This window comes from Streptomyces sp. L500 (assembly GCF_054551825.1).
The window spans coordinates 100,318-120,919 of the sequence record NZ_JBTOLC010000001.1; the positions used below are offsets into that span (position 1 = coordinate 100,318).

Genomic DNA, 20,602 nt, shown 5'->3' on the forward strand with positions numbered 1-20,602 from the left:
CGCTGACGGTCAGTCGTGACGCCGGAGCCCCCGGCCGCTTGAAGCGGCCGGGGGCTCCGGCGTTCGCCGGTTTGTGGGCAGGCGTCAGCGGACGTCAGTGCTCCCACACCTTGTACGCCCGCACGACGTACGGAGACTCGGGCACCCAGCTCCCCGACGGATACGTGTCGAACTCGCCGGTCTCGGCGCACGTACCACTCTGATACGTCGTCACCGGATGCCCCGTCCGGTTGACGAGCGACGCCCCCGTCACCCCGGCCGGCAGGGCCGTACAGCTCTCGATGTCGATCCCCGCCAGCTCACTGGCATGGACCGCCCCCCGATAGCCCGGCTTGGGCCACAAGCACAACTGCCCCGCCGCGCAGGCGCCGGTGGCGCCCGTAGCCGCCCGCGCCTGCGCGGCAGGCGCCCCCGCCAGAGCCAGAACGGCGGCGAGCCCGAAGACAACAGCACGCACCACAGCGATCACTCCCCCAGTCCGATCGGTACGAGGAGTCTCACGCTCCGTGATCGCCGCTGCCAAGGGCCGCCGCCCATTCCCACCCTGATAGGGGGAAGATCAGAGGTGCCCGGCCCCCACCGAACCCCCCGCGTTCTCCCCCCGCTTGGTGAAGGCCGCCACCAGCGCCGCGGCGATCGCCACGCACCCGGCGACCCGGAATCCCACCTGCATCCCCGACACGAACGTGTCATGCGCGACGGTGGAGATCTTCTCCGCGTACTGCGGCGGCGTCCCCGCCGGCACCGGGGCCACGCCGACCGAGACCGCGTCGGCGGCCTGGGAAAGCCGCTCGGGCCCAAGAGCGGGGAGCCCCGCCCCGGCCCACTTCTCCGGCAGGAGGTGCTCGACCCGGGACGCCATCACCGCGCCGAGGACGGCCGTGCCCAGCGAGCCGCCCACCTGCATGGCCGACTGCTGGAGTCCCCCGGCCACGCCCGCGTGCCGCAGGGGCGCGTTGCCGACGATCACCTCCGTCGCGCCGACCATGACCGGCGCGAGGCCCACGCCCATCAGCAGGAACCACAGCGACATCGTGAGCGTGCCGGTACCGGCGTCCAGCGTGGCCAGCCCGAAGCAGGCCACGGCGGCGCTGATCATGCCCACCATCAGCGGGATCCGCGGTCCGATCCGGGAGATGAGCGCACCCGCCAGCGGCGATCCGACGATCATCATCCCGGTCAGCGGCAGCAGATGCGTGCCCGCGTCCACCGGGGACATCCCGTGGACGTTCTGGAGGTAGAAGGTCACGAAGAACAGCCCGCCGATGAAGGCGAAGGCCATCAGCACCATCAGGACCACCCCGGCGGACAGCGGCACGGAGCGGAACAGGCTCAGGGGGAGCAGCGGTTCGCGGCCGCGGGTCTGCCGGAAGGCGAAAAGGAGGAAGGCGGCGGCCGAGGTACCGAGGAAGACCACGGTCCGGGCGTCGCTCCAGGACCAGGCGGGGGCCTTGATCAGCGCCCAGATCAGGCAGAACATCGCGCCGGACAGCAGGACGATGCCCGGGATGTCGAAGGACCGGGGCGCGTCCTCGGCCCGGTGACCGGCGAGGAAGACCGAGCCGAGCGCCAGCGCCAGCGCCCCGACGGGGACGTTGATGAAGAAGACGGACTGCCAGTTGACGTGCTCGACGAGCAGGCCGCCGACGATCGGGCCGCCGGCCGTGGAGGCGCCGACGACCATGCCCCACAGGCCGATGGCCATGTTGAGCTTCGCGGCGGGGAAGGTGGCGCGGATCAGGCCGAGCGCGGTGGGCATCAGCAGCGCGCCGCACAGGCCCTGGAGCACGCGGAGGGCGATCACGAGCGACACGCTGCCCGACAGGGCGATGAGTCCGGAGGAGAGGGCGAATCCGGTGGTACCGATGAGGAAGACCTGCCGGTGACCGAAGCGGTCACCCAGCTTGCCCGCGGTGATCAGGGCGACGGCGAGGGCGAGGAGATAGGCATTGGTGATCCATTGGACGTCGGCGAGCGAGGCGCCCAGGTCCTTCTGGATGGCGGGATTGGCGATGGCGACGATGGTGCCGTCGAGCGCGACCATCATCACGCCGATCGCGACGGAGAGCAGGGTCAGCCAGGGATGGCCCCGTAAGCCGCTCAAGCCGTCGCGGGGCTTCTGGGGCGGCGTCGCCTCGGCGACGGTGGTCCGGGTCCGAGTCATGCCACCGAGATTATGGCAGCCGCTGACACTCGACAATCACTTTCAAGAGGCGCAGTCTGTCATCTTGGCCACAACTATGCTGAGCAGCGAAAACGCATCGGGAAGAGGCGGCATGCACACGATCGAGAGCACCACGGGCCTGCGTGAGCGCAAGAAGCGCCGCACCCGCGAGGCCCTCGTCCGGTGCGCCCAGGAGCTGTTCGCCCTCCAGGGGTACGAGGGCACGACGGTCGACGAGATCGCGGCCGCCGCGGACGTCTCGCAGCGCACCTTCTTCCGCTACTTCGCGGGCAAGGAGGACGTGGCCCTCGCCGTCCAGTGGATGATCGAGTCGCACATCCTGGCCGCCGTGTGCGCGCGCCCGGCGGCGGAGCCGCCGCTCACCGCGCTGCGCTCGGCCGTCGTCGAGTGCTGGGACGGCATCGGGGAGGCCATCGAGTCGGTCGTCCCGCTGGAGCTCTACGTCCGGACGTACCGGATGATCCAGGAGACCCCGCAGCTGCTCGCGGCCCATCTGCGGCGGCTGGCCGAGCTGGAGGACCGGCTCACCGACGAGATCGCCCGCCGGGAGGGGCTGCCGGCGGAGGACCCCCGGCCGCGCATCCTGGTCGCGGCGTTCAGCGGGGTGATGCGCGAGGTGGGCAAGCGCTGGGGCGATCTGCTGGACGGGGACATGGAGGGGTTCCGGCAGCGCACGGCCGCCTATCTGGATCAGATCGGTCCCGCACTGGCGGAAAACTGGCGTTCTTGAGCGGTAGGCGGACGAGTGCGCTCAATCACGGCCATGCAAACGTGAGATAGCTCACCGGCTTCCCGGACGCAAGCGGATTTCTCCTAGGGTGGTCCGCGGTGACTTCCTTCCCGGAGCTCGGCTCCTCCTCCATCCCCTGGACCAACGCCACCACGGCCTGGCGCGCGCTGCTGGCGCTGGCCGTGGTGTTCGTGATGCTCGCGACCACCGGCTGGACGGCGGTCAGAAGCCACAAGGGTGCGGAGGATCCACGCGCCGCCTCGCTCAAGGCCTGGCGGCACGGCTCCGTCAGCGGCCGCCCGCTGCCCTCCCCCGACGCGGAGCCGTCGGCGCTGTCCCGTTTCTTCACCACGCTCACCGCGGGTCAGCGCGAGCGGCTCGCCGAGCGCTATCCGCTCGTCGTCGGCAACCTCGGCGGCGCCCCCACCGAGCTGCGCTACCGCGCCAACCGCGCCGCGCTCACCCAGGCCCGCGCGGTCGAGGAGAAACGCAGCCACGACGCCGGGCTGACCCCCGCCGGCCGCTACGAGGCCGCCCGCCGGATGCACCGCTTCGAGTCGCTGCTCGCCCCGGACCGGCAGATCCTCGCCTTCGACCCCGCCGGCGACGGCCGGGTCGCGGAGGTCTTCGGCGACCTCGACGCGGCCCGGCGGGTCTCCGTGGTGGTCCCGGGCGTCGACACCAATGTGCTCACGTTCGAGAAGACCCAGCGCGCCTACAGCGCCCCCGTCGGCATGGGCCGCTCCCTCTACGCCGCCGAGCGGAAGGCGGGCCCCGCCACCAGGACGGCCGTCATCGCCTGGGCCGACTACACCTCGCCCGCCGGCGTCGGCATGGACGCCGCCACGGGCAAGCTCGCCGCCGAGGGCGCGCTGCGGCTGCGCCGGCTCGTCCGGTCGCTGCCCGGCGATTCGAAGGTCGCGCTGTTCTGCCACAGCTACGGCTCGGTGGTGTGCGGCGTCGCCGCCCGCGAGCTCCCCGCCCGCGTCACCGACGTGGCCGTGGCCGGCAGCCCCGGCATGCGCGCCCAGAGCGTCTCCGACCTGGCCACCACCGCCCGGATATGGGCGATGCGCGACGCGGACGACTGGATCCAGGGCGTGCCCCACATGGAGGTCGGCGGCCTCGGCCACGGCGCCGACCCGGTCTCCGCGGGCTTCGGGGCGCGGGTGCTGTCCGCCGGCGACGCCCAGGGCCACACCGGCTACTTCGCGCCCGGCACCACCAGCCTCGCCAACTTCGCCGGGATCGGCGTCGGAGCCCCCGCCTCCGTCCGGTGCGCGAGGGACAGCGGTGACTGCGCGGACGGGCTGGGCCCGGAGGCCGTCGCCGCCGCGGCCTGACCGGCTTGACGCGCGTAGCGCCACGAGGGGGGACGGGCGGGCGGGCGCCGCTTACGATGAGCGGCATGGGTGATGTGCTGGCCGGTTTCCACACCGTCTGGGAGTTCGGCACCGACTCCGTGCTCATCCGCTTCGAACGGGGGATCCGCACACCGAAGCTGCTCCAGGCGCTCGGCGAGCGACGCGTCCCCTTCGAGGCGCTCGCGGCCGTCGAAGCGGCCCCGGGGAGGCATGGGACGGTGGTGCTGCGCGCCGTGCCCAGACCCGGCGCCGATCCGCTGATCGACGTGGCCGACGGCCAGCTCAAGGAGGGCAACGACCCCTACCGGCTGGTGCTCCCGGCCGAGCGCGAGCTGCTCGCCGAGTACTACGCCGAGCGGATACGCGACGCGCTCGGCCCCCGCGCCCAGGAGCCCGCCGAGCGCCATCTGGTGACCGCGCCCACGCCCCCGCTGACCTTCAAGGCCTACGACGGCAAGGCGTCCTTCGACGGCCGGGCCGTCTCCTTCCGCTGGTTCTGGACCGGCGCCTCCTCCGCCAAGTGGAAGGCCGGCGACCAGCGCTTCCCCCTCGACGAGCTGACCGGCGTCGAATGGCGCTCCCCCGACGCCGCCGCCGGCCACCTCCGCCTGGTGCTGCGGGGCGCCGACGGCGAGCGCCGCCCCGAGCCCGACCAGGACCCGGCGGCCGTGGCCTTCGGCATGGGCTACGGGCTTGTCCACGAGTCCCTGCCGTTCGCGGCGGCCGTCCTCGCCGCCGTACGGGCCAAGGTGCCCGCCGCCCCCGGCCGGCACCGCGTGACCGCCCGGCCCGACCCCGGCGGCATCGCCGAGCGCATCCGGCACCTGGGCGAGCTCCACCAGGCGGGGCTGCTGACCGACATCGAGTTCAGCACGAAGAAGGCGCAGCTGCTGGCGGAACTGTAGGGGCGGCCGGAGCGCGTGATACCTCGGTATGACCCGGCCCCCGGGGTCGGCACCGTGGGGTGACGCCCACCGGCAGGCCCCCGATCTACGCTGGTCGGGCCATGCCCACCACGCCCATGACCCCGCTCGCCCGGCTGCGTGACACCTTCACCCCCGCCGGGCCGCCCACCCCGCTCTTCGGCCACTCCCCGCGCCGGTTCGTCCGGCGGCTGCCGTACGCCGTGGCGATGGTGTTCGTCGCCATCCTGCTGCCGGTCACGGTCATGTTCCTCGGCGAGGGCTACCACCTGAACCCCGACCTGGCGCTGGTGCTCGGCCTCTTCCAGGTACTGCCGCTGCTGTTCGCCGTGCGGCGGCCGCTGGTCGCCTGGGCGGTGGCCTTCACCGCCCACACGGTCTGCGCGGCGGCCATCCTGGGCTTTCCGCCGGGCCCGCACCCCCAGCCCTGGCCGTGGACGCCGATGGCCATCATCGGCATGCTGCTGCTCCTGCTCGCCGTCGGCCTGCGCGAGCGCAACCGCACCCTGATCGCGGTGTGGACGCTGACGGGCGCCGCCAGTGTCGTCTTCGAGCTCATCGCCCCGGGGCGCAGCAACGGCTCCTGGGTGGCGCTGCTCGTCATCGGCGGGGTGCTGCTCGTCATCGGCGGCCTGCTGCGCGAACGCGCCGTCACCCAGCGGGCGCTGGCCGAGCAGGAGACCATCAGCGAGGCCGAACGGTCCCGCCGCACCCTGCTGGAGGAGCGTGCCCGCATCGCCCGGGAGCTCCACGACGTGGTCGCCCACCACATGTCCGTCATCACCGTGCAGGCGGACAGCGCCCCGTACCGCGTCGAGGGTCTCCCGGACGCGGCCCGCGAGGAGTTCGCCTCGATCGCCGCCACGGCCCGGGAGTCGCTGACGGAGATGCGCCGGCTGCTGGGCGTGCTGCGCAACGAGGACACCGCCGGCGCCCCCGGCACGGCCGACCGGACACCGCAGCCCGGCGTCGAGCGGATTCCGCAGCTGATCGAGGCGACGGTACGGGCGGGGGTGCCCGTCGAGCTGTCGATGCCCGGACTCCCCACGCTGCCGCAGGCCGTGGACCTGTCCGCCTACCGCATCACGCAGGAGGCCCTGGCCAACGTCGTCCGGCACGCCCCGGGTGCGGCCACCCGCGTCTCGCTCTCGCCGGAACCCGACGGGACGGGCCTCGTGGTCCTCGTCGTCAACGCGGCGCCTGAGCGGGACACTCCCCCGCTGGAGACCGGCGGGACGGGCCACGGTCTGGTGGGGATGCGGGAGCGGGTCCGCCTGGTGGGTGGGACCCTCGACACCGGCCCCCTGCCGGAGGGCGGCTTCCGGGTCGCGGCCCGGCTCCCGCTGCGCACAGAAGAGGAATCCTCCACCGCATGACCATCAAGGTGATCATCGTCGACGACCAGGCCATGGTGCGGGCGGGCTTCGCCGCGCTGCTGGCCGCCCAGTCCGACATCGACGTCGTCGGCGACGCGGCGGACGGCCGGCAGGGCGTGGCCCTGAGCCGCTCCGCCCACCCGGACGTGGTGCTGATGGACGTCCGGATGCCGGAGATGGACGGTCTGGAGGCGGCCCGGCAGATCCTCGACCCGCCGCGAGGGGTGGTCCACCGGCCCAAGGTGCTGATGCTGACGACCTTCGACGTCGACGACTACGTCTACGAGGCGCTGCGGGCGGGCGCCTCCGGCTTCCTCCTCAAGGACGCCCCGCCGGCGGATCTGATCTCGGCGGTGCGGGTGGTCGCCGCGGGCGAGGCGCTCCTGGCGCCCTCCGTGACCCGCCGGCTCATCGCGGACTTCGCCAAACGCCCGGCGCCCCGACGCCGTTCGGGCACGGCCCGCCCCGGCGGGCTGACGCCCCGGGAGACGGAGGTGCTGGAGCTGATCGCCCGGGGCCTGTCCAACCAGGAGATCGCGGACCGGCTGGTCCTGGCCGAGCAGACGGTCAAGACGCACGTCGGACGGGTCCTGGGGAAGCTGAGCCTCCGGGACCGCGCGCAGGCGGTCATCTTCGCCTACGAGTCGGGCCTGGTGACCCCGGGCGAGGGCTGACCGTCCCCGGTACGGGTGGTCGCGCGGCCGAAGCGGGGACGGGGCGGGGCCGGCCGCGCGACGATGCCGGTATGCGCTGCAATCGTTGCCACAACGCGATGTGGTGGGATGTGACGCCGGGCCAGCGGCCGTCCTGGTACTGCTCGGTGTGTGTGCATCCGCCGGAGCGGCGGATCAACGCGGCGGCGGTGCCGGCGCCGTGTCCTCGGGGGTGCCGCAGTCCGATTACGGAGCACCGTGGGGGTGAGCGGCGGTTCATTTGCCACTGACGGCCCGGTGGGGGCTGGTCGCGCAGTTCCCCGCGCCCCTTTGGGGCGCTACCGCACCGTCGCCAGAACCAGACCCTCCGCGTTGTCCGGACCCTCCGCCCGCACGTCGCCGTTCGGGCCCCACACCGCGCTGAGCCCGCACGCGTCGTAGGGGCCCGCCGCGCCTACGTGGTTGGCCAGCAGGACGTGGAAGTCGTTGGTCCGGGCGAGGGACGGGAAGATCTCCGTCCGTTCGCGGGCGCCGCCGCCCCGGCCGTAGAGGGAGCTGGCCAGCAGTACGGCGCAGCCGTCGGCGGCGGCCCGGCGCACGAGGTCGGGGAAGTGGGCGTCGTAGCAGATGGCGAGGCCGAACGTGACTCCGTCCAGCGTGAAGCGGCCGTCCTCCGTGCCCGCCGTGAAGCCCGCGGCGCCCTCCGTGTCCGTCACGTGCTGCTTGTCGTAGCGGGTGAGGAGCTCCCCGTCGGGGCCGTACACGAAGGTGCTGATCGTCGGCCCGGACGGGGCGCGGCCCGCGCAGTTCACCTCCGCCGCGACGCCCGCCGTCCGGCACGCCGCGCGCAGCGGGTCCAGCCGGGGGTCGTCGGGGGCGAAGGTCAGCCGGTCCGGGTCGCCGGTGATGGCGTCGAGCTCGTAACCGGTGACGGCGAGCTCGGGGAGGACGACGAGGGCCGCGCCCCGCTCGCCCGCCTCGGCGACCAGTCCGGCCGTGCGGGTCACGTTGGCGGCGACGTCGCACGGCCGGGCGGTGAACTGCGCTGCTGCGATGATCATGGGCACATCATGACCCGGCCGTCGCTCCCACGGCCACCGCCAGCACGGACCGGATCTGCGCGGTGATCGCCATCCGCTCGTGGACGAAGGCGGGGTCGCTGACCTGCCCGGTCGAGGGATCCGTGTTGCCCTCGCCGAAGTTCAGCACCGGGGTGTGGAGATGGCCGCCCGGCACCTTCAGGCCCACGGCGTCGCGCAGCAGGGTCGCGCGGTAGGCGATCTCGTTGGAGAGGTAGTCACCGCCGCCGCCCGCGCGGGCGGTCGAGCCCGGGGTCGGGCCGTCGGGCCGGGCGACGGGCTCCGTGCCGCCCGCCGGGATCTCGGTCACGGACGTGTTGTCGTGGACGGGGAACGGACCGGTCGTCGCCGCCGTGACGGCCGCGTACGGCAGGGTCGTGGTCGTCCACTGCGGCTGCGGGGTCACGGTCGGCACGCCGGGCGGCACCGGCACGGTCTCCGTGCGCGAGAGCCGGGCGTTGTCCGGGTAGCCGCCGCGCCAGGCGCCGTTGGTGCGCTCGACGTCGAAGCGGCCGGGGCGGCCCTGGCTGATGGTGGTGAACAGGTCCACCTGGCGGGGGCCGGGCCGGAAGTAGGGCAGCAGGGTCCGTTCGACCGTGCCGTCGGCGAAGTCCGCCCAGCGCACCGGGAAGACGGCCGCCTCCACGCGCGCCGGGCCGGCCGGGGTGTCGATCACGGTGCCGTCCAGGGCCAGCGCGGCCGCGCCGGAGGGGTTGGAGCGGCGGATGTCGGAGTCCAGCTGGAACGGGTCGAAGCCGGTGATCAGTACGCGCTTCACCGCGCCGCCCGCCGGGAGCTCGATCGAGTCCTGGCCGCGCGAGGACCGCTCCACGGCGGCCTCCAGGGCCGCGCGCCGCCGCTCCGGCAGCGGGAACGCCGGCCGCCACTCGCGCAGCGCCCGCGTCATGCCCAGCCGCGCCCAGTACAGCGGCCGGTCGTCGTCCCGGCTCAGCTCGCCGGCGTCCGGGCCGCGCCCCTGGGCCCGGTCCACGGCCCGCCGCCACAGCCGCCGGCCGTCGGCGGCCGCCAGGCGCTCGGCCTCGGCGGCGCCGCGCGTACGGGCCAGGGCGCGGGCGAAGCCGGGGGCGACGTCGTCGAAGCCGCTGCGGCGCAGGATCTCCTGCGGCACGGGCCCGGAGAGACGCTGCTCCTCCACGGTGAGGGCGGGGGCGGCGGGCGCGGCCCCGGCGGGGGCGGCGAGGGCGAGCGGGGAGCAGGCGAGGAGGACGGCGCCGAGGACGGCCAGCCGGCCAGGGCCCGGCGTCCGGGATATATCACGGGGTCTCATGGGACGGAAGGTAATCACCGTGACCGCATGGAGCGATAGAGGGCTGCCAACTCCCTTCGCGCAACAGCGGTTTCAGGCCACAATGGCGAGATGGACACAGTGCAGCTCCTCATGGACCCGCTGATATCCGCCGGAAGAGCCTCCGCCGCCCCGCTGTTCGATCCGGGAGCGGGGCAAGGAAAGCGCCAGTTAGCCGAGTTGGCCCTGGCACTGCTGCTCTCCTCGCTCATCGGGCTGGAGCGGGAGCTCCAGCAGAAGAGCGCGGGGCTGCGCACCCACACGCTGGTCGGCGTGGGCAGCGCGCTGTTCATGGAGGTCTCGATCCACGGCTTCGCCGCGGTGCCCGATCTGGGGATGGGCCGGTTCGACGGCTCCCGGGTGGCCGCGCAGATCGTCTCGGGCATCGGCTTCATCGGCGGTGGCCTGATCTTCGTCCGCCGGGACGCCGTACGCGGCCTGACGACGGCCGCCACGATCTGGCTGACCTGCGCCGTCGGCATGGCCTGCGGCGGTGGGCTGCCCCTGCTGGGCGGCATGGCGGCCGCCGTGCACTTCCTGGTGGTGCGCGGCTTCCCGGTGGTGACCCGCCGGCTGGCCGCGACGCCCGCGCTGGAGCACGTCGAGCTGAGCCTGTCCTACCGCACCCGCAAGGGGCTGCTGGGCCGGGTGCTGGAGCTGTGCACCCGGAGCGGCTTCCGGGTCACGGACGTCCAGGTCCACGCCCGGGCGGAGCCGGAGGAGGGCGCGGAACGGCCCAGGGGCAAGGTCAGGGAGGCGGGTGTGGTGCTGAGCCTGGAGGGCAAGGGATCGGCGCATCCGCTGATGGAGGAGCTCACCGACTGGGAGGGCATCCTCGACATCGATCTCCACGCCCATCGCGAGAGCACCGAGTGACGGGCGGGTGACCGGCGGGGCGATTCTCCCGGCACGTCCACGCGCGGGTGAACTCGCTTATGAGAAGCGCTCGTTCATCGGATAACGTGCGGGGCGGAAGGCGGCACGGGCCGGTCGAGGCCACCCGTGCCCGTCTTCGGCCACGGCCCGGGCGTCATCGCGCGGGCGCGGACGGCACCGGGTGCCCGGGGCGAGGGTACGGGCCCCGGTGCCGGCGAGTTCCGCGCCGGGCGCGCCGGTGGCGGACCGGGCCGTGCGTACTGTGCGGCGCCCTACGCGGCGGGCGGCTCGGCGGCGGTGATGGTGCGGTAGGCGAGGGCCGCGAGTTCACCCTGCCCCTGCTTGCTGGGGTGGAACCAGTCCCACTTGCTGAGCGCCTGGCCGGTGAAGTCGTAGCCGTGGACCGAGGCGTCGAAGCGGCACAGCCCGTCGCGCGCGCACACGTTCTTGAGCACGGTGTTGTACTCGAGGACCCGCTGCTCCACCCGTACGCGGCGGGCCTCGGCCACCGCGTCGTCGGAGGCGGCGTCGGCCAGCATCGACGGGCAGACCGAGCCCAGCTTCCAGATCTCCGGGCCGATCAGGCTCTTGCGCCCCTCCGCCCACAGCCGCCGCAGGTCCGGCACCCCGGCCACGTACACCTGGGACTTGGGCAGGGCGGTGCGCAGCTCCTTCAGGGACTTCTCGAAGTCGGCGCGGAAGTCGTCCACGGTGGTCATGTCGTCCACGTTCTTGCGGCAGGCGTCGTTGGCGCCCACGAGCACGGTGACGAGCTGCGGCTTCTCGGCGACGGCCGCGCGCATCTGCTCCGGCAGGTCGGCCATCCGGGCGCCGGTGCGGGCGTGGTTCCAGCTGCTGGTCCCGGGCGAGGCCAGCAGCCGGCGGGCGAGGCTGTCGACGGAGGTGCCGGTGGCCCAGGACGCCTCGGGGCAGTCCTTGAGCATGGAACAGGCGTCGAAGCCACGGGTGATGGAGTCGCCGAGGGAGGCGATGGAGGCGGGGCGCGGGTTCCAGGCCGGGCGGACGGGCTTGGGCTTGGCCGGGGCGGCGGCCCGCTGCTCGCCGCCGCCGGCACCGGCGGCCGCACCGCTCTCGCAGCCCGAGGCCAGCAGGGTGGCGCAGACCGCCGCCACGGCCGCTGTGACGACCGCCCCTCGCCTCTTCCCCCGTGCGACGTTCATGCTCGTGTTCCCCTCCGGCCGGGTGATATCTGTCCGGGACCGACGGTACGTCACGCCCGCGACACGCCCGCACGGTAGCTTTTCTTCCCGGGTGATCGAGTCGGTCCGGCATCTTTCGCTCCGCCTTTCGGTCCACGGCGGCACCAAATCACAACACGTCACATCCTGTCCCTTTTCAGGAGAATTGCTCCCGATGGTGTTTACTGTTGGTAACCTCGCGGGCTGGTGCGGGAGTGGCCATTGGGGCAGAATGTCTGCTGCTGTCCCGGGCGGGACCGGTTCGGCTGCGAGGCCGCTGGGGAAGGCCACCCTCGAACCGCACTGGAGGACCCGGTGACGACACGTGGAGTTCTGTATGTGCACTCCGCGCCCCGAGCGCTCTGCCCGCACGTCGAATGGGCCGTGGGCGGCGTGCTCGGCACGCGCGTCACCCTCGACTGGATCCGGCAGCCCGTCTCCCCCGGCACCTGGCGCTCCGAGCTCTCCTGGCAGGGCCAGGTGGGCACCGCCTCCAGACTCGCCTCCGCGCTGCGCGGCTGGCACCTCCTGCGCTTCGAGGTGACGGCCGAACCGTGCGCCACCGCCGAGGGCGAGCGCTACAGCTCCACCCCCGACCTCGGCATCTTCCACGCCGTCACCGGTATCCACGGCGACATCCTGATCCCCGAGGACCGCCTCCGCGCCGCGCTCTCGCGCGCCGACCGGGACGGGACGGACCTCCAGGCGGAGGTCGAGAAGCTGCTCGGCAAGCCGTGGGACGACGAACTGGAACCCTTCCGTCACGCGGGCGAGGGCGCGCCGGTCCGCTGGCTGCACCAGGTGGTCTGACAACGGCGGGGTCTTGCCTTCGAGCCCGCTCCAGGCCCTAGCGTCGACGCATGACCTCACCCATCACCGTCACCGTCCTCGGCACCGGCATCATGGGCTTCGCCATGGCCCGCAATCTCGCCCGCGCCGGGCTCTCCGTCCGGGCCTGGAACCGCAGTCACGCCAAGGCCGAGCCGCTGGCCGCGCACGGTGTCACCGTCGTGGGGACGCCCGCCGAGGCGGTCACCGGCGCCGATGTGGTCGTCACCATGCTGTACGACGGCCCGGCCGCCCTCGACGTGATGCGCTCCGCCGCCCCCGCCCTGCGCCCGGGGACGGTCTGGGCGCAGTCCACCACCGCCGGGCTCGACGGCACGGCCGTGCTCGCGGACTTCGCCCGCGAGCACGGGCTCGTCCTGGTCGACGCCCCCGTCCTGGGCACCCGGCGGCCCGCCGAGGAGGGCACGCTCACGGTGCTGGCCGCGGGTCCCGAGGAGATCCGCGACACCCTGGCGCCCGTCTTCGACGCCATCGGTTCCCGGACCGTCTGGATCGGCGACGACGCGGCGGGCGGCGCCGCGACCCGGCTCAAGCTCGTCATCAACAGCTGGGTGCTGGCCGTCACCCACGGCACCGCCGAGGCCCTGGCGCTGGCCGACGGGCTGGGCGTGGACCCGGACCGTTTCCTGGACGCGGTCGCGGGCGGCCCGCTCGACATGGGCTATCTGCGGGCCAAGGCCGGGCTGCTGAGGGACGACGCCCTCACCCCGCCGTCCTTCGCGACCACCACGGCCGAGAAGGACGCGCGGCTGATCGTCGCGGCCGGGGAGGCCGTCGGGGTGCGCCTGGACGTCGCGGCGGCGGGCGCCGAGCGCTTCCGCCGGGCGATCGAAGCGGGCCACGGCGACGAGGACATGGCGGCCTCGTACTTCGCCAGCTTCACGAAGTGACCGGGATCACGAAGCGATAAGCGCGGAAGGGCCCGCCCCTGACCGGGGCGGGCCCTTCCGTGCAGAGCGTCAGACCGTGCGCAGCGCCAGCACCACGTTGTGGCCGCCGAAGCCGAACGAGTTGTTGATCGCCGCGATGGTGCCCTGCGGCAGCGGGCGGGGCTCGCCGCGGACGATGTCCGCGTCGATGTCCTCGTCCAGCTCGTCGACGTTGATGGTCGGCGGGGCCATGCGGTGGTACAGGGCGAGGACGGTCGCGACCGTCTCGATGCCGCCGGCGCCGCCGAGCAGGTGGCCCGTCATCGACTTGGTCGCGGAGACCGCGACGTGGTCGAGGTCGTCGCCCAGGACCTTGCGCAGCGCCTTGATCTCGGCGGCGTCGCCCTGCGGCGTGGAGGTGGCGTGCGCGTTGAGGTGCACGACCTCCGCCGGCTTCAGGTCGCTGCTGTCGAGCAGGTTCTGCAGGGCGGCGGCGATGCCGCGGCCCGTCGGCTCCGGCTGCGCGATGTGGTGGCTGTCGGCGGACAGGCCCTGGCCCAGCACCTCGCAGTAGACGCGGGCGCCGCGCTTCGCGGCGTGCTCGGCCGACTCCAGGACGACGATGCCGGCGCCCTCGCCGAGCACGAAGCCGTCACGGTCCTTGTCGTACGGGCGGGAGGCCTTGGCGGGCTCGTCGTTGTTCTTCGACATCGCCATCATGCTGGCGAACGCCGCGACGGGCAGCGGGTGGATGGCCGCCTCGGTGCCGCCGGCGACGACGACGTCGGCACGGCCGGAGCGGATCATCTCGTAGGCGTAGCCGATGGCCTCGGCGCCCGACGCGCAGGCGCTGACCGGGGTGTGGACGCCCGCCCGGGCGTTCACCTCCAGGCCGACGTTGGCGGAGGGGCTGTTGGGCATCAGCATCGGCACGGTGTGCGGGGAGACGCGGCGGGCGCCCTTCTCCCGGAGCACGTCGTACTGGTCGAGCAGGGTGGTCACGCCGCCGATGCCGGAGGCGACGACCGCACCCAGCCGCTCGGGGGTGACGCCGGCGTCGTCGCCGGCCTTGTCGGTGAAGCCCGCGTCGGCCCAGGCCTCGCGCGCCGCGATCAGCGCGAACTGCGCCGAGCGGTCCAGCTTGCGGAGCATGGGGCGGGGCAGGACGTCGGCGGGGTCGACCGCCACGGGGGCGGCGATGCGGACCGGGAGGTCGGCGAAGCGCTCGTTCTCCAGAGGCTTGACGCCGGAGCGGCCGGCGAGCAGCCCCTCCCAGGTCGAAGCGCTGTCGCCACCCAGCGGTGTGGTTGCGCCGATACCGGTGACGACCACGGTGCGATTGGTCGAGTTCATCGGGATTCTGTCTCCACGTGTAGAGGTGCTGGAACCGCCACCGCCGGGGTGGCGACGAACGCTACGGTCAGGCCTGGTGCTTCAGGATGTAGCCGGCGGCGTCGCCGACGGTCTTCAGGCCCTTGACGTCCTCGTCGGGGATCTTGACGTCGAAGCGCTCCTCGGCGGCGACGACGACCTCGACCATGGACAGCGAGTCGACGTCCAGGTCGTCGGTGAAGGACTTGTCCAGCTGGACGTCCTCGACCGGGATGCCGGCGATCTCGTTGACGATCTCGGCGAGGCCCTTGAGGATCTCTTCCTGGGTGGCGGCCATGTGCGCGCTCCTTCTATGTATTGCGATGTGCTGCTGATTAAGGGAACTGCTGGTGCGGCGAGGTCCGGGGAACTCGCCTAGGGGAGGGTAACGACCGTGGCGGCGTACACGAGACCCGCCCCGAAGCCGATGAGGAGCGCGGTGTCCCCGCTCTTCGCCGCGCCGGTGGCCAGGAGCCGCTCCATCGCGAGCGGAATGGAGGCCGCGGAGGTGTTGCCCGTGGTCTCCACGTCACGGGCGACCGTGACGCTCTCCGGCAGCTTGAGGGTCTTCACCATCGAATCGATGATCCGCATGTTGGCCTGGTGCGGAATGAAGACGTCCAGGTCCTCGGGGCTGATGCCCGCCTCGTCCAGCGCCTGCTGGGCGATCTTCGCCATTTCGAAGACGGCCCAGCGGAACACCGCCTGACCCTCCTGGGTGATGGCGGGGAAGCGGACGTCCGTCTCCTCGCGGTAGACGTCCCAGGCGACGGTCTGCTTGATCGTCTCGGCCTTGTCGCCCTCGGAGCCCCAGACGACCGGGCCGATGGCGGGCTCGGCGGACGGGCCGACGACCACGGCGCCGGCGCCGTCGCCGAACAGGAAGGCCGTCGCGCGGTCCTCCAGGTCGGTGAGGTCCGAGAGCCGCTCGACGCCGATGACCAGGACGTGCTCGGCGGAGCCGCCGGTCACCATGTCCCGGGCCATGGCCAGGCCGTAGCCGAAGCCCGCGCAGCCGGCCGAGATGTCGAAGGCGGCGGGCTTGCCCGCGCCCACCTTGTGGGCGATCTCGGTCGCGACGGCCGGGGTCTGCTTGAAGTGCGACACCGTCGAGACGATGACGGCACCGATCTGGTCGGCGGTGATGCCCGCGTCGGCGATCGCCTTGCCGGCGGCCTCCAGGGACATCGCGCTGACGGTCTCCTCCGGGCCGGCCCAGTGCCGGGTGGCGATGCCCGAGCGCGAGCGGATCCACTCGTCCGAGGAGTCGATGTGCTTGAGGATCTCCTCGTTCGGCACCACGCGCACGGGACGGTAGCCGCCCACGCCCATGATGCGCGCGTACGCGGCGCCCCTCGCGGGCTTGATCTTCGCGGTCATGCTTCTCGGGCTCCTTGTTCGGCCGGGGCGGCCTCGAGGCCGGCGTGCTCGGCGATGAGCGCGCGGGCGGCGTCGAGGTCCTCCGGGGTCTTGAGCGCGAGCGTAGTGACACCCGGCAGGGCGCGCTTCGCCAGCCCCACGAGGGTGCCACCGGGCGCCGCCTCGATCATGGCCGTGACGCCCAGCTCCTTGAAGGTCTCCATGCACAGGTCCCAGCGGACCGGGTTGGCCACCTGGCCGACCAGCCGCGCGACGACCTCGGGGCCGCCGGCCACGACGGCGCCGTCCTTGTTGGAGACGTAACGGGTGTGGGGGGCGGCGGGGGTCAGCTCGGCGACCGCCGACTCCAGGGCCGAGACGGCCGGTGCCATGTGGTGGGTGTGGAAGGCGCCCGCCACCTTGAGCGGCACCACGCGCCGGGTGCCCTCGGGCTTGTCCTCGGCCAGCGCCGCCAGCTGCTCCGCCGTGCCGGCGGCCACGATCTGGCCCGCGCCGTTGACGTTCGCCGGGGTCAGGCCCAGCTTCTCCAGGTGCGGCAGGACGACGTCCGCCTCGCCGCCCAGCAGGGCGGCCATCCCGGTCTCGGTGACCGCGGCGGCCTCGGCCATGGCCAGCCCGCGCTTGCGCACCAGCCGCATGGCCTCCTCCTCGGACAGCACCCCGGTGAGCGCGGCGGCGGCGAGCTCGCCCACGCTGTGCCCGGCGACGGCGCCGACCCGCGCGGCGAGCTCGGCGCCGGACGGGAAGAGCTGCCCGGCCGAGAGCAGCGCGGAGGCCACCAGCAGCGGCTGTGCCACGGCGGTGTCACGGATCTCGTCGGCGTCGGCGTTCGTGCCGTAGTGGACAAGGTCCAGGTCGATGGCGTCCGACCACGCACGGAGGCGGTCGGCGACACCGGGGAGGTCGAGCCAGGGGGTCAGGAAGCCGGGCGTCTGAGCGCCCTGGCCGGGAGCGACGAGTACGAGCACCCTCACACTCTCTCTCGTGGACGGCTCCGCCCACCCGTGAGGACAGGGACCAAGAACCGTCAGGGGAATTGTTGGCGTTCAACAAAAGCGTAAGTGTGTCACTCCGCGTCGGCCAACCGCCCCAGGATCAGCGCGATGCGCAGCGTGAAGGCGGAACGGACATCGGAGGGTGACCATCCGGTGACGTCCGTCACACGTCGCAGCCGGTACCGCACGGTGTTGGGATGGACGAACAGCATCCGCGCCGCGCCCTCCAGGCTGCTGGCCTGCTCCAGATAGACGCTCAGCGTCTCCAGCAGCGCCGAGCCCGCCTCTTCGAGCGGTCTGTAGATCTCCTCCACCAGCTGCTCACGGGCGGCCGGGTCACCGGCCATCGCCCGCTCCGGCAGGAGGTCGTCGGCCAGCACCGGGCGCGGGGCGTCCGGCCAGGCCGCGCACGCCTTGAGGCCGGCCGCGGCGGCCTGCGCGGACCTGGTCGCCGCCAGCAGGTCGGGCACCACCGGCCCGGCCACCACCGGGCCCGCCGCGAACGGGCCGATCAGCGCCTTCGCCGCCTGCAGCGGATTGTCCGAGCCGCCCGCGATCACCACCAGCCGGTCGCCCAGCACGCCGGTGAGCACCTGCAGCTTGGCGTGGCGCGCGGCCCGGCGGATGGCCTCGACGGTCAGCTCGCTGTCCCCGTTGGGCGCCGTGCCCAGCACCACCGCGACATGCGTCGGCGCGTTCCAGCCCAGCGCGGCCGCGCGCGAGAGGGCGCCCTCGTCGGCCTCGCCCGAGAGCACCGCGTTGACGACCAGCGACTCCAGCCGGGCGTCCCAGGCGCCGCGCGCCTCGGCGGCCTGGGCGTACACCTGGGCCGTGGCGAAGGCGATCTCCCGGGCGTAGACCAGCAGCGCCTCGCGCAGCGCGTTCTCGTCGCCGGGGGCGGCCACCTCGTCGATGGCCGACTCCATGACCTCGATGGTCGTCCGGACCATCTCCACGGTCTGCCGCAGCGTGATCGCCCGGGTCAGCTCGCGCGGGGCCGTGCCGAACACGTCCGTGCTGATGGCCTGCGGGGTCTCCGGATGCCGGAACCACTCGGTGAACGCCGCGATGCCGGCCTGGGCGACCAGGCCGATCCACGACCGGTTCTCCGGGGGCATCGCCCGGTACCACGACAGCTGGGCGTCCATGCGGGCGATGGCCGCGGCGGCCAGCGTCCCGGAGGACTGTTCCAGGTTGCGGAGGGTGGCGCGGTGGGGGTGCGTGGGGTGAGCGGCTGGTTCGGGCACGGGGACAAGCCTGCCTTATTCGGGTGCGATACGGAGCCGCCGGGACCCCTCCGGGGCTCCCGGCGGGGCTACGGTGGGCCGATGACGTACGTGCAGCGGGCCGCCGATCGCTTCCGCGGCGGCGATCCGGCGGCCGGGATCGAGACCTGGCACGCCTTCTCCTTCTCGGGCTTCTACGACCCCGACAATGTACGGTTCGGCCCGCTCGCGGCCTGCAACGAGGAGCGGCTGGCGGGCGGCGCGGGCTTCGCCGAGCATCCGCACCGGGACGTCGAGATCGTCACCTGGGTGATCGAGGGCGAGCTCACCCACGAGGACTCCACGGGGCGGGTCGTCACCGTCCGCCCCGGCGACCTCCAGCGGCTGAGCGCCGGCTCCGGCGTCCGCCACACCGAGCGCAACACGGGGTCCGTTCCGTTGCGTTTCGTCCAGATGTGGCTGACGCCGTCCGAATTCGGGGGCGAACCGTCGTACGAGGTGGTGCGAGGGATCGCCGACGGGACGCCGTACGCCTTGCGGCGGGCGGAGGCGGTGTTGCACGTCCGGCGCCTGCGGAGTGGTGAGTGCGCGGGGCTGCCGGACGCGCCCTGGTTGTACGTGCACGTCGTGCGGGGAGCCGTTCGCCTTGACAGCGAGGTGCTGCGGGACGGGGATGCGGCTCGGATTCTCGACGCCTCTGGCGTGCGGGTCGAGGCCATCGGCTCCGCCGTCGAGGTGCTTGCCTGGGAGATGCACGCCGAGCCGCACTTCGGGTAGCCCGGCCACCCGCCCGATTGCCCGGAAGGTTATCGCTGACGGAGTTCGTTGATCACCGCGTTCGTCAGCAGCGGCCACGCCTCGATGGCCCAGGAGCCGAAGGCGCGGTCCGCGAGGGCGACGCAGGCCGCTCCCAGGTCCGGGTCGACCCACAGGAACGTGCCGGACTGCCCGAAGTGGCCGAAGGTCCGCGGCGAGGACGACGTGCCCGTCCAGTGCGGGGACTTCCCGTCGCGGATCTCGAAGCCGAGGCCCCAGTCGTTGGGCCGCTGGTGCCCGTAGCCGGGCAGGACGCCCGTGACGCCCGGGAAGACCACCGTCGTGGCCTCGTCCAGCGTGGAGCGCGACAGCAGGCGCGGCGCCTGGAGCTCGGCGGCGAACCGGGCCAGGTCGTCCACCGTCGAGACGCCGTCCTTGGCGGGCGAGCCGGGGAGGTCGGTGGAGGTCATGCCGAGGGGCTCCAGCACGGCCTGCCGCAGGTACTCGGCGAAGGGGATGTCCGTGGCCTTGGCGATGTGGTCGCCGAGGGCGTCGAAGCCGGCGTTGGAGTACAGCCGCCGGGTGCCCGGCTCCGCCATGGAGCGGTCCTCGTCGAAGGCCAGGCCCGAGGTGTGGGCGAGGAGATGACGCACCGTGGCACCGGGCGGGCCGGCCGGCTCGTCGAGCTCGATCGCGCCTTCCTCGACGGCGATCAGCGCGGCGTACGCGGCCAGCGGTTTGGTGACGGAGGCCAGCGGGAAACGGTGCCGGGTCGGGCCGTGCGCACCCGCGAGGGTGCCGTCGGCGCGCACGACGGCCGCCGCCGCGGTCTTGACGGGCCAGTTCTCGATCATCCGCAGGCTTTCCATGGCAAGGAGCCTAACGCGGCGGGGGATCGGGCCGGATCACGTCGGAATCCCGCTTGCTTCGAGTGCACTCCAAGTCTCTAGCGTTGGGGACGCACCGCACGGGGCGAGCGAGGGGGAAGCGGCAATGACATTGATGGAAACCGAGAGCGCGCCGGCCGGAGCCGTGGACGACCTCTGCTCCCCGCTCGCCCTGGAGCGCCAGCGCCGCCCGGAGGGCCGGGACCGCTACACGATCAGCGAAGTGGCCGAGTACGCGGGGCTGTCCGCGCACACCCTCCGCTGGTACGAGCGGATCGGGCTGATGCCGCACGTCGACCGCTCCCACACGGGGCAGCGCCGCTACACCGACCGCGACCTCGACTGGCTGGACCTGGTGAGCCGGCTGCGGCTGACCGGGATGCCGGTGGCGGACATGGTCCGCTACGCGGAGCTGGTCCGCGAGGGCGAGCACACCTTTCCCGAGCGCGAACGGCTGCTGAGCGCGCACCGCGACGACGTGCGGATGCGCATCGCGGAGCTGCGCAGCACGCTGGAAGTACTGGACTACAAGATCAACATCTATGCCGACGCCCGCCGGGCGTCCGAAGGGGCCTGAC

The 20,602-nt window shown here is 73.1% G+C and carries 21 protein-coding genes; 10 read left to right on the forward strand and 11 right to left on the reverse strand.

Going from position 1 to position 20,602, the window contains the following annotated elements:
• Positions 1 to 94: 94 nt before the first annotated feature.
• A complete protein-coding gene (locus ACX9I7_RS00475) occupies positions 95 to 457 on the reverse strand; it encodes a peptidase inhibitor family I36 protein (protein ID WP_387576082.1) in 363 nt (120 codons plus the stop codon).
• A gap of 102 nt (positions 458 to 559) precedes the next feature.
• Positions 560 to 2,164: an MFS transporter gene (locus ACX9I7_RS00480; protein WP_459386116.1), complete on the reverse strand. Its 1,605-nt coding sequence runs from the start codon at positions 2,162 to 2,164 to the stop codon at positions 560 to 562.
• Positions 2,165 to 2,276: 112 nt separating this feature from the next.
• Between ACX9I7_RS00480 and ACX9I7_RS00485 the strand changes: the two genes are divergently transcribed.
• From ACX9I7_RS00485 to ACX9I7_RS00505, 5 genes are all read left to right on the forward strand, one after another.
• On the forward strand, positions 2,277 to 2,915 hold the full coding sequence (locus ACX9I7_RS00485; protein ID WP_387576078.1) for a TetR family transcriptional regulator: 639 nt from the start codon (positions 2,277 to 2,279) through the stop codon (positions 2,913 to 2,915).
• 98 nt (positions 2,916 to 3,013) lie between these two features.
• Positions 3,014 to 4,258, forward strand: coding sequence for an alpha/beta hydrolase (locus ACX9I7_RS00490; protein ID WP_387576076.1), 1,245 nt, complete (start codon positions 3,014 to 3,016; stop codon positions 4,256 to 4,258).
• A gap of 65 nt (positions 4,259 to 4,323) precedes the next feature.
• The gene (locus tag ACX9I7_RS00495) at positions 4,324 to 5,184 is read left to right on the forward strand and encodes a DUF4429 domain-containing protein (RefSeq protein WP_387576074.1); all 861 of its coding nucleotides are present in this window, start codon (positions 4,324 to 4,326) and stop codon (positions 5,182 to 5,184) included.
• 101 nt (positions 5,185 to 5,285) lie between these two features.
• Positions 5,286 to 6,578 (forward strand): sensor histidine kinase, encoded by a 1,293-nt coding sequence (locus tag ACX9I7_RS00500; RefSeq protein ID WP_387576072.1) that lies wholly within the window; start codon positions 5,286 to 5,288, stop codon positions 6,576 to 6,578.
• The gene (locus tag ACX9I7_RS00505; RefSeq protein ID WP_126913976.1) at positions 6,575 to 7,252 is read left to right on the forward strand and encodes a response regulator; all 678 of its coding nucleotides are present in this window, start codon (positions 6,575 to 6,577) and stop codon (positions 7,250 to 7,252) included. Before ACX9I7_RS00500 ends, ACX9I7_RS00505 begins: the two co-directional genes overlap by 4 nt.
• A gap of 317 nt (positions 7,253 to 7,569) precedes the next feature.
• On the opposite strand, the gene ACX9I7_RS00510 is transcribed toward ACX9I7_RS00505, so the two are convergent.
• Both ACX9I7_RS00510 and ACX9I7_RS00515 read right to left on the reverse strand, forming a co-directional pair.
• Entirely contained in the window at positions 7,570 to 8,292 is a 723-nt protein-coding gene (locus ACX9I7_RS00510; RefSeq protein WP_459386117.1) for a carbon-nitrogen hydrolase family protein, read from the reverse strand.
• A 7-nt stretch (positions 8,293 to 8,299) separates the two neighbouring features.
• The gene (locus tag ACX9I7_RS00515; RefSeq protein ID WP_459386118.1) at positions 8,300 to 9,598 is read right to left on the reverse strand and encodes a pyroglutamyl peptidase; all 1,299 of its coding nucleotides are present in this window, start codon (positions 9,596 to 9,598) and stop codon (positions 8,300 to 8,302) included.
• Between the two features lie 90 nt (positions 9,599 to 9,688).
• Here ACX9I7_RS00515 and ACX9I7_RS00520 point away from each other — a divergent pair, with 90 nt between their 5' ends.
• Positions 9,689 to 10,492 (forward strand): MgtC/SapB family protein, encoded by an 804-nt coding sequence (locus tag ACX9I7_RS00520; protein WP_387576065.1) that lies wholly within the window; start codon positions 9,689 to 9,691, stop codon positions 10,490 to 10,492.
• Positions 10,493 to 10,764: 272 nt separating this feature from the next.
• Here ACX9I7_RS00520 and ACX9I7_RS00525 read toward each other — a convergent pair whose 3' ends face one another.
• Complete coding sequence (locus ACX9I7_RS00525; RefSeq protein WP_459386119.1) at positions 10,765 to 11,673, reverse strand: SGNH/GDSL hydrolase family protein; 909 nt, start codon at positions 11,671 to 11,673, stop codon at positions 10,765 to 10,767.
• Between the two features lie 333 nt (positions 11,674 to 12,006).
• Here ACX9I7_RS00525 and ACX9I7_RS00530 point away from each other — a divergent pair, with 333 nt between their 5' ends.
• The gene (locus tag ACX9I7_RS00530; protein WP_387576061.1) at positions 12,007 to 12,501 is read left to right on the forward strand and encodes a DUF3145 domain-containing protein; all 495 of its coding nucleotides are present in this window, start codon (positions 12,007 to 12,009) and stop codon (positions 12,499 to 12,501) included.
• A 50-nt stretch (positions 12,502 to 12,551) separates the two neighbouring features.
• The gene (locus tag ACX9I7_RS00535; protein ID WP_459386120.1) at positions 12,552 to 13,430 is read left to right on the forward strand and encodes an NAD(P)-dependent oxidoreductase; all 879 of its coding nucleotides are present in this window, start codon (positions 12,552 to 12,554) and stop codon (positions 13,428 to 13,430) included.
• A gap of 69 nt (positions 13,431 to 13,499) precedes the next feature.
• Here the strand turns inward: ACX9I7_RS00535 and fabF are convergent, their stop codons facing one another.
• From fabF to ACX9I7_RS00560, 5 genes are all read right to left on the reverse strand, one after another.
• Entirely contained in the window at positions 13,500 to 14,762 is a 1,263-nt protein-coding gene (gene fabF, locus ACX9I7_RS00540) for a beta-ketoacyl-ACP synthase II (protein ID WP_387576057.1), read from the reverse strand.
• Between the two features lie 67 nt (positions 14,763 to 14,829).
• Complete coding sequence (locus ACX9I7_RS00545) at positions 14,830 to 15,078, reverse strand: acyl carrier protein (RefSeq protein WP_358630872.1); 249 nt, start codon at positions 15,076 to 15,078, stop codon at positions 14,830 to 14,832.
• A 77-nt stretch (positions 15,079 to 15,155) separates the two neighbouring features.
• The gene (locus tag ACX9I7_RS00550) at positions 15,156 to 16,160 is read right to left on the reverse strand and encodes a ketoacyl-ACP synthase III (RefSeq protein ID WP_387576054.1); all 1,005 of its coding nucleotides are present in this window, start codon (positions 16,158 to 16,160) and stop codon (positions 15,156 to 15,158) included.
• Entirely contained in the window at positions 16,157 to 17,128 is a 972-nt protein-coding gene (locus tag ACX9I7_RS00555) for an ACP S-malonyltransferase (protein ID WP_387576052.1), read from the reverse strand. Before ACX9I7_RS00555 ends, ACX9I7_RS00550 begins: the two co-directional genes overlap by 4 nt.
• A 98-nt stretch (positions 17,129 to 17,226) precedes the next feature.
• The gene (locus ACX9I7_RS00560) at positions 17,227 to 18,402 is read right to left on the reverse strand and encodes a PucR family transcriptional regulator (protein ID WP_387576050.1); all 1,176 of its coding nucleotides are present in this window, start codon (positions 18,400 to 18,402) and stop codon (positions 17,227 to 17,229) included.
• A gap of 81 nt (positions 18,403 to 18,483) precedes the next feature.
• Between ACX9I7_RS00560 and ACX9I7_RS00565 the strand changes: the two genes are divergently transcribed.
• The gene (locus ACX9I7_RS00565) at positions 18,484 to 19,158 is read left to right on the forward strand and encodes a pirin family protein (protein WP_459386121.1); all 675 of its coding nucleotides are present in this window, start codon (positions 18,484 to 18,486) and stop codon (positions 19,156 to 19,158) included.
• A 29-nt stretch (positions 19,159 to 19,187) separates the two neighbouring features.
• On the opposite strand, the gene ACX9I7_RS00570 is transcribed toward ACX9I7_RS00565, so the two are convergent.
• Positions 19,188 to 20,006, reverse strand: a complete 819-nt coding sequence (locus tag ACX9I7_RS00570) for a serine hydrolase domain-containing protein (RefSeq protein WP_387576048.1) — start codon at positions 20,004 to 20,006, stop codon at positions 19,188 to 19,190.
• A 124-nt stretch (positions 20,007 to 20,130) separates the two neighbouring features.
• Between ACX9I7_RS00570 and ACX9I7_RS00575 the strand changes: the two genes are divergently transcribed.
• Positions 20,131 to 20,601, forward strand: a complete 471-nt coding sequence (locus ACX9I7_RS00575) for a MerR family transcriptional regulator (RefSeq protein WP_189452081.1) — start codon at positions 20,131 to 20,133, stop codon at positions 20,599 to 20,601.
• Position 20,602 lies beyond the last annotated feature (1 nt).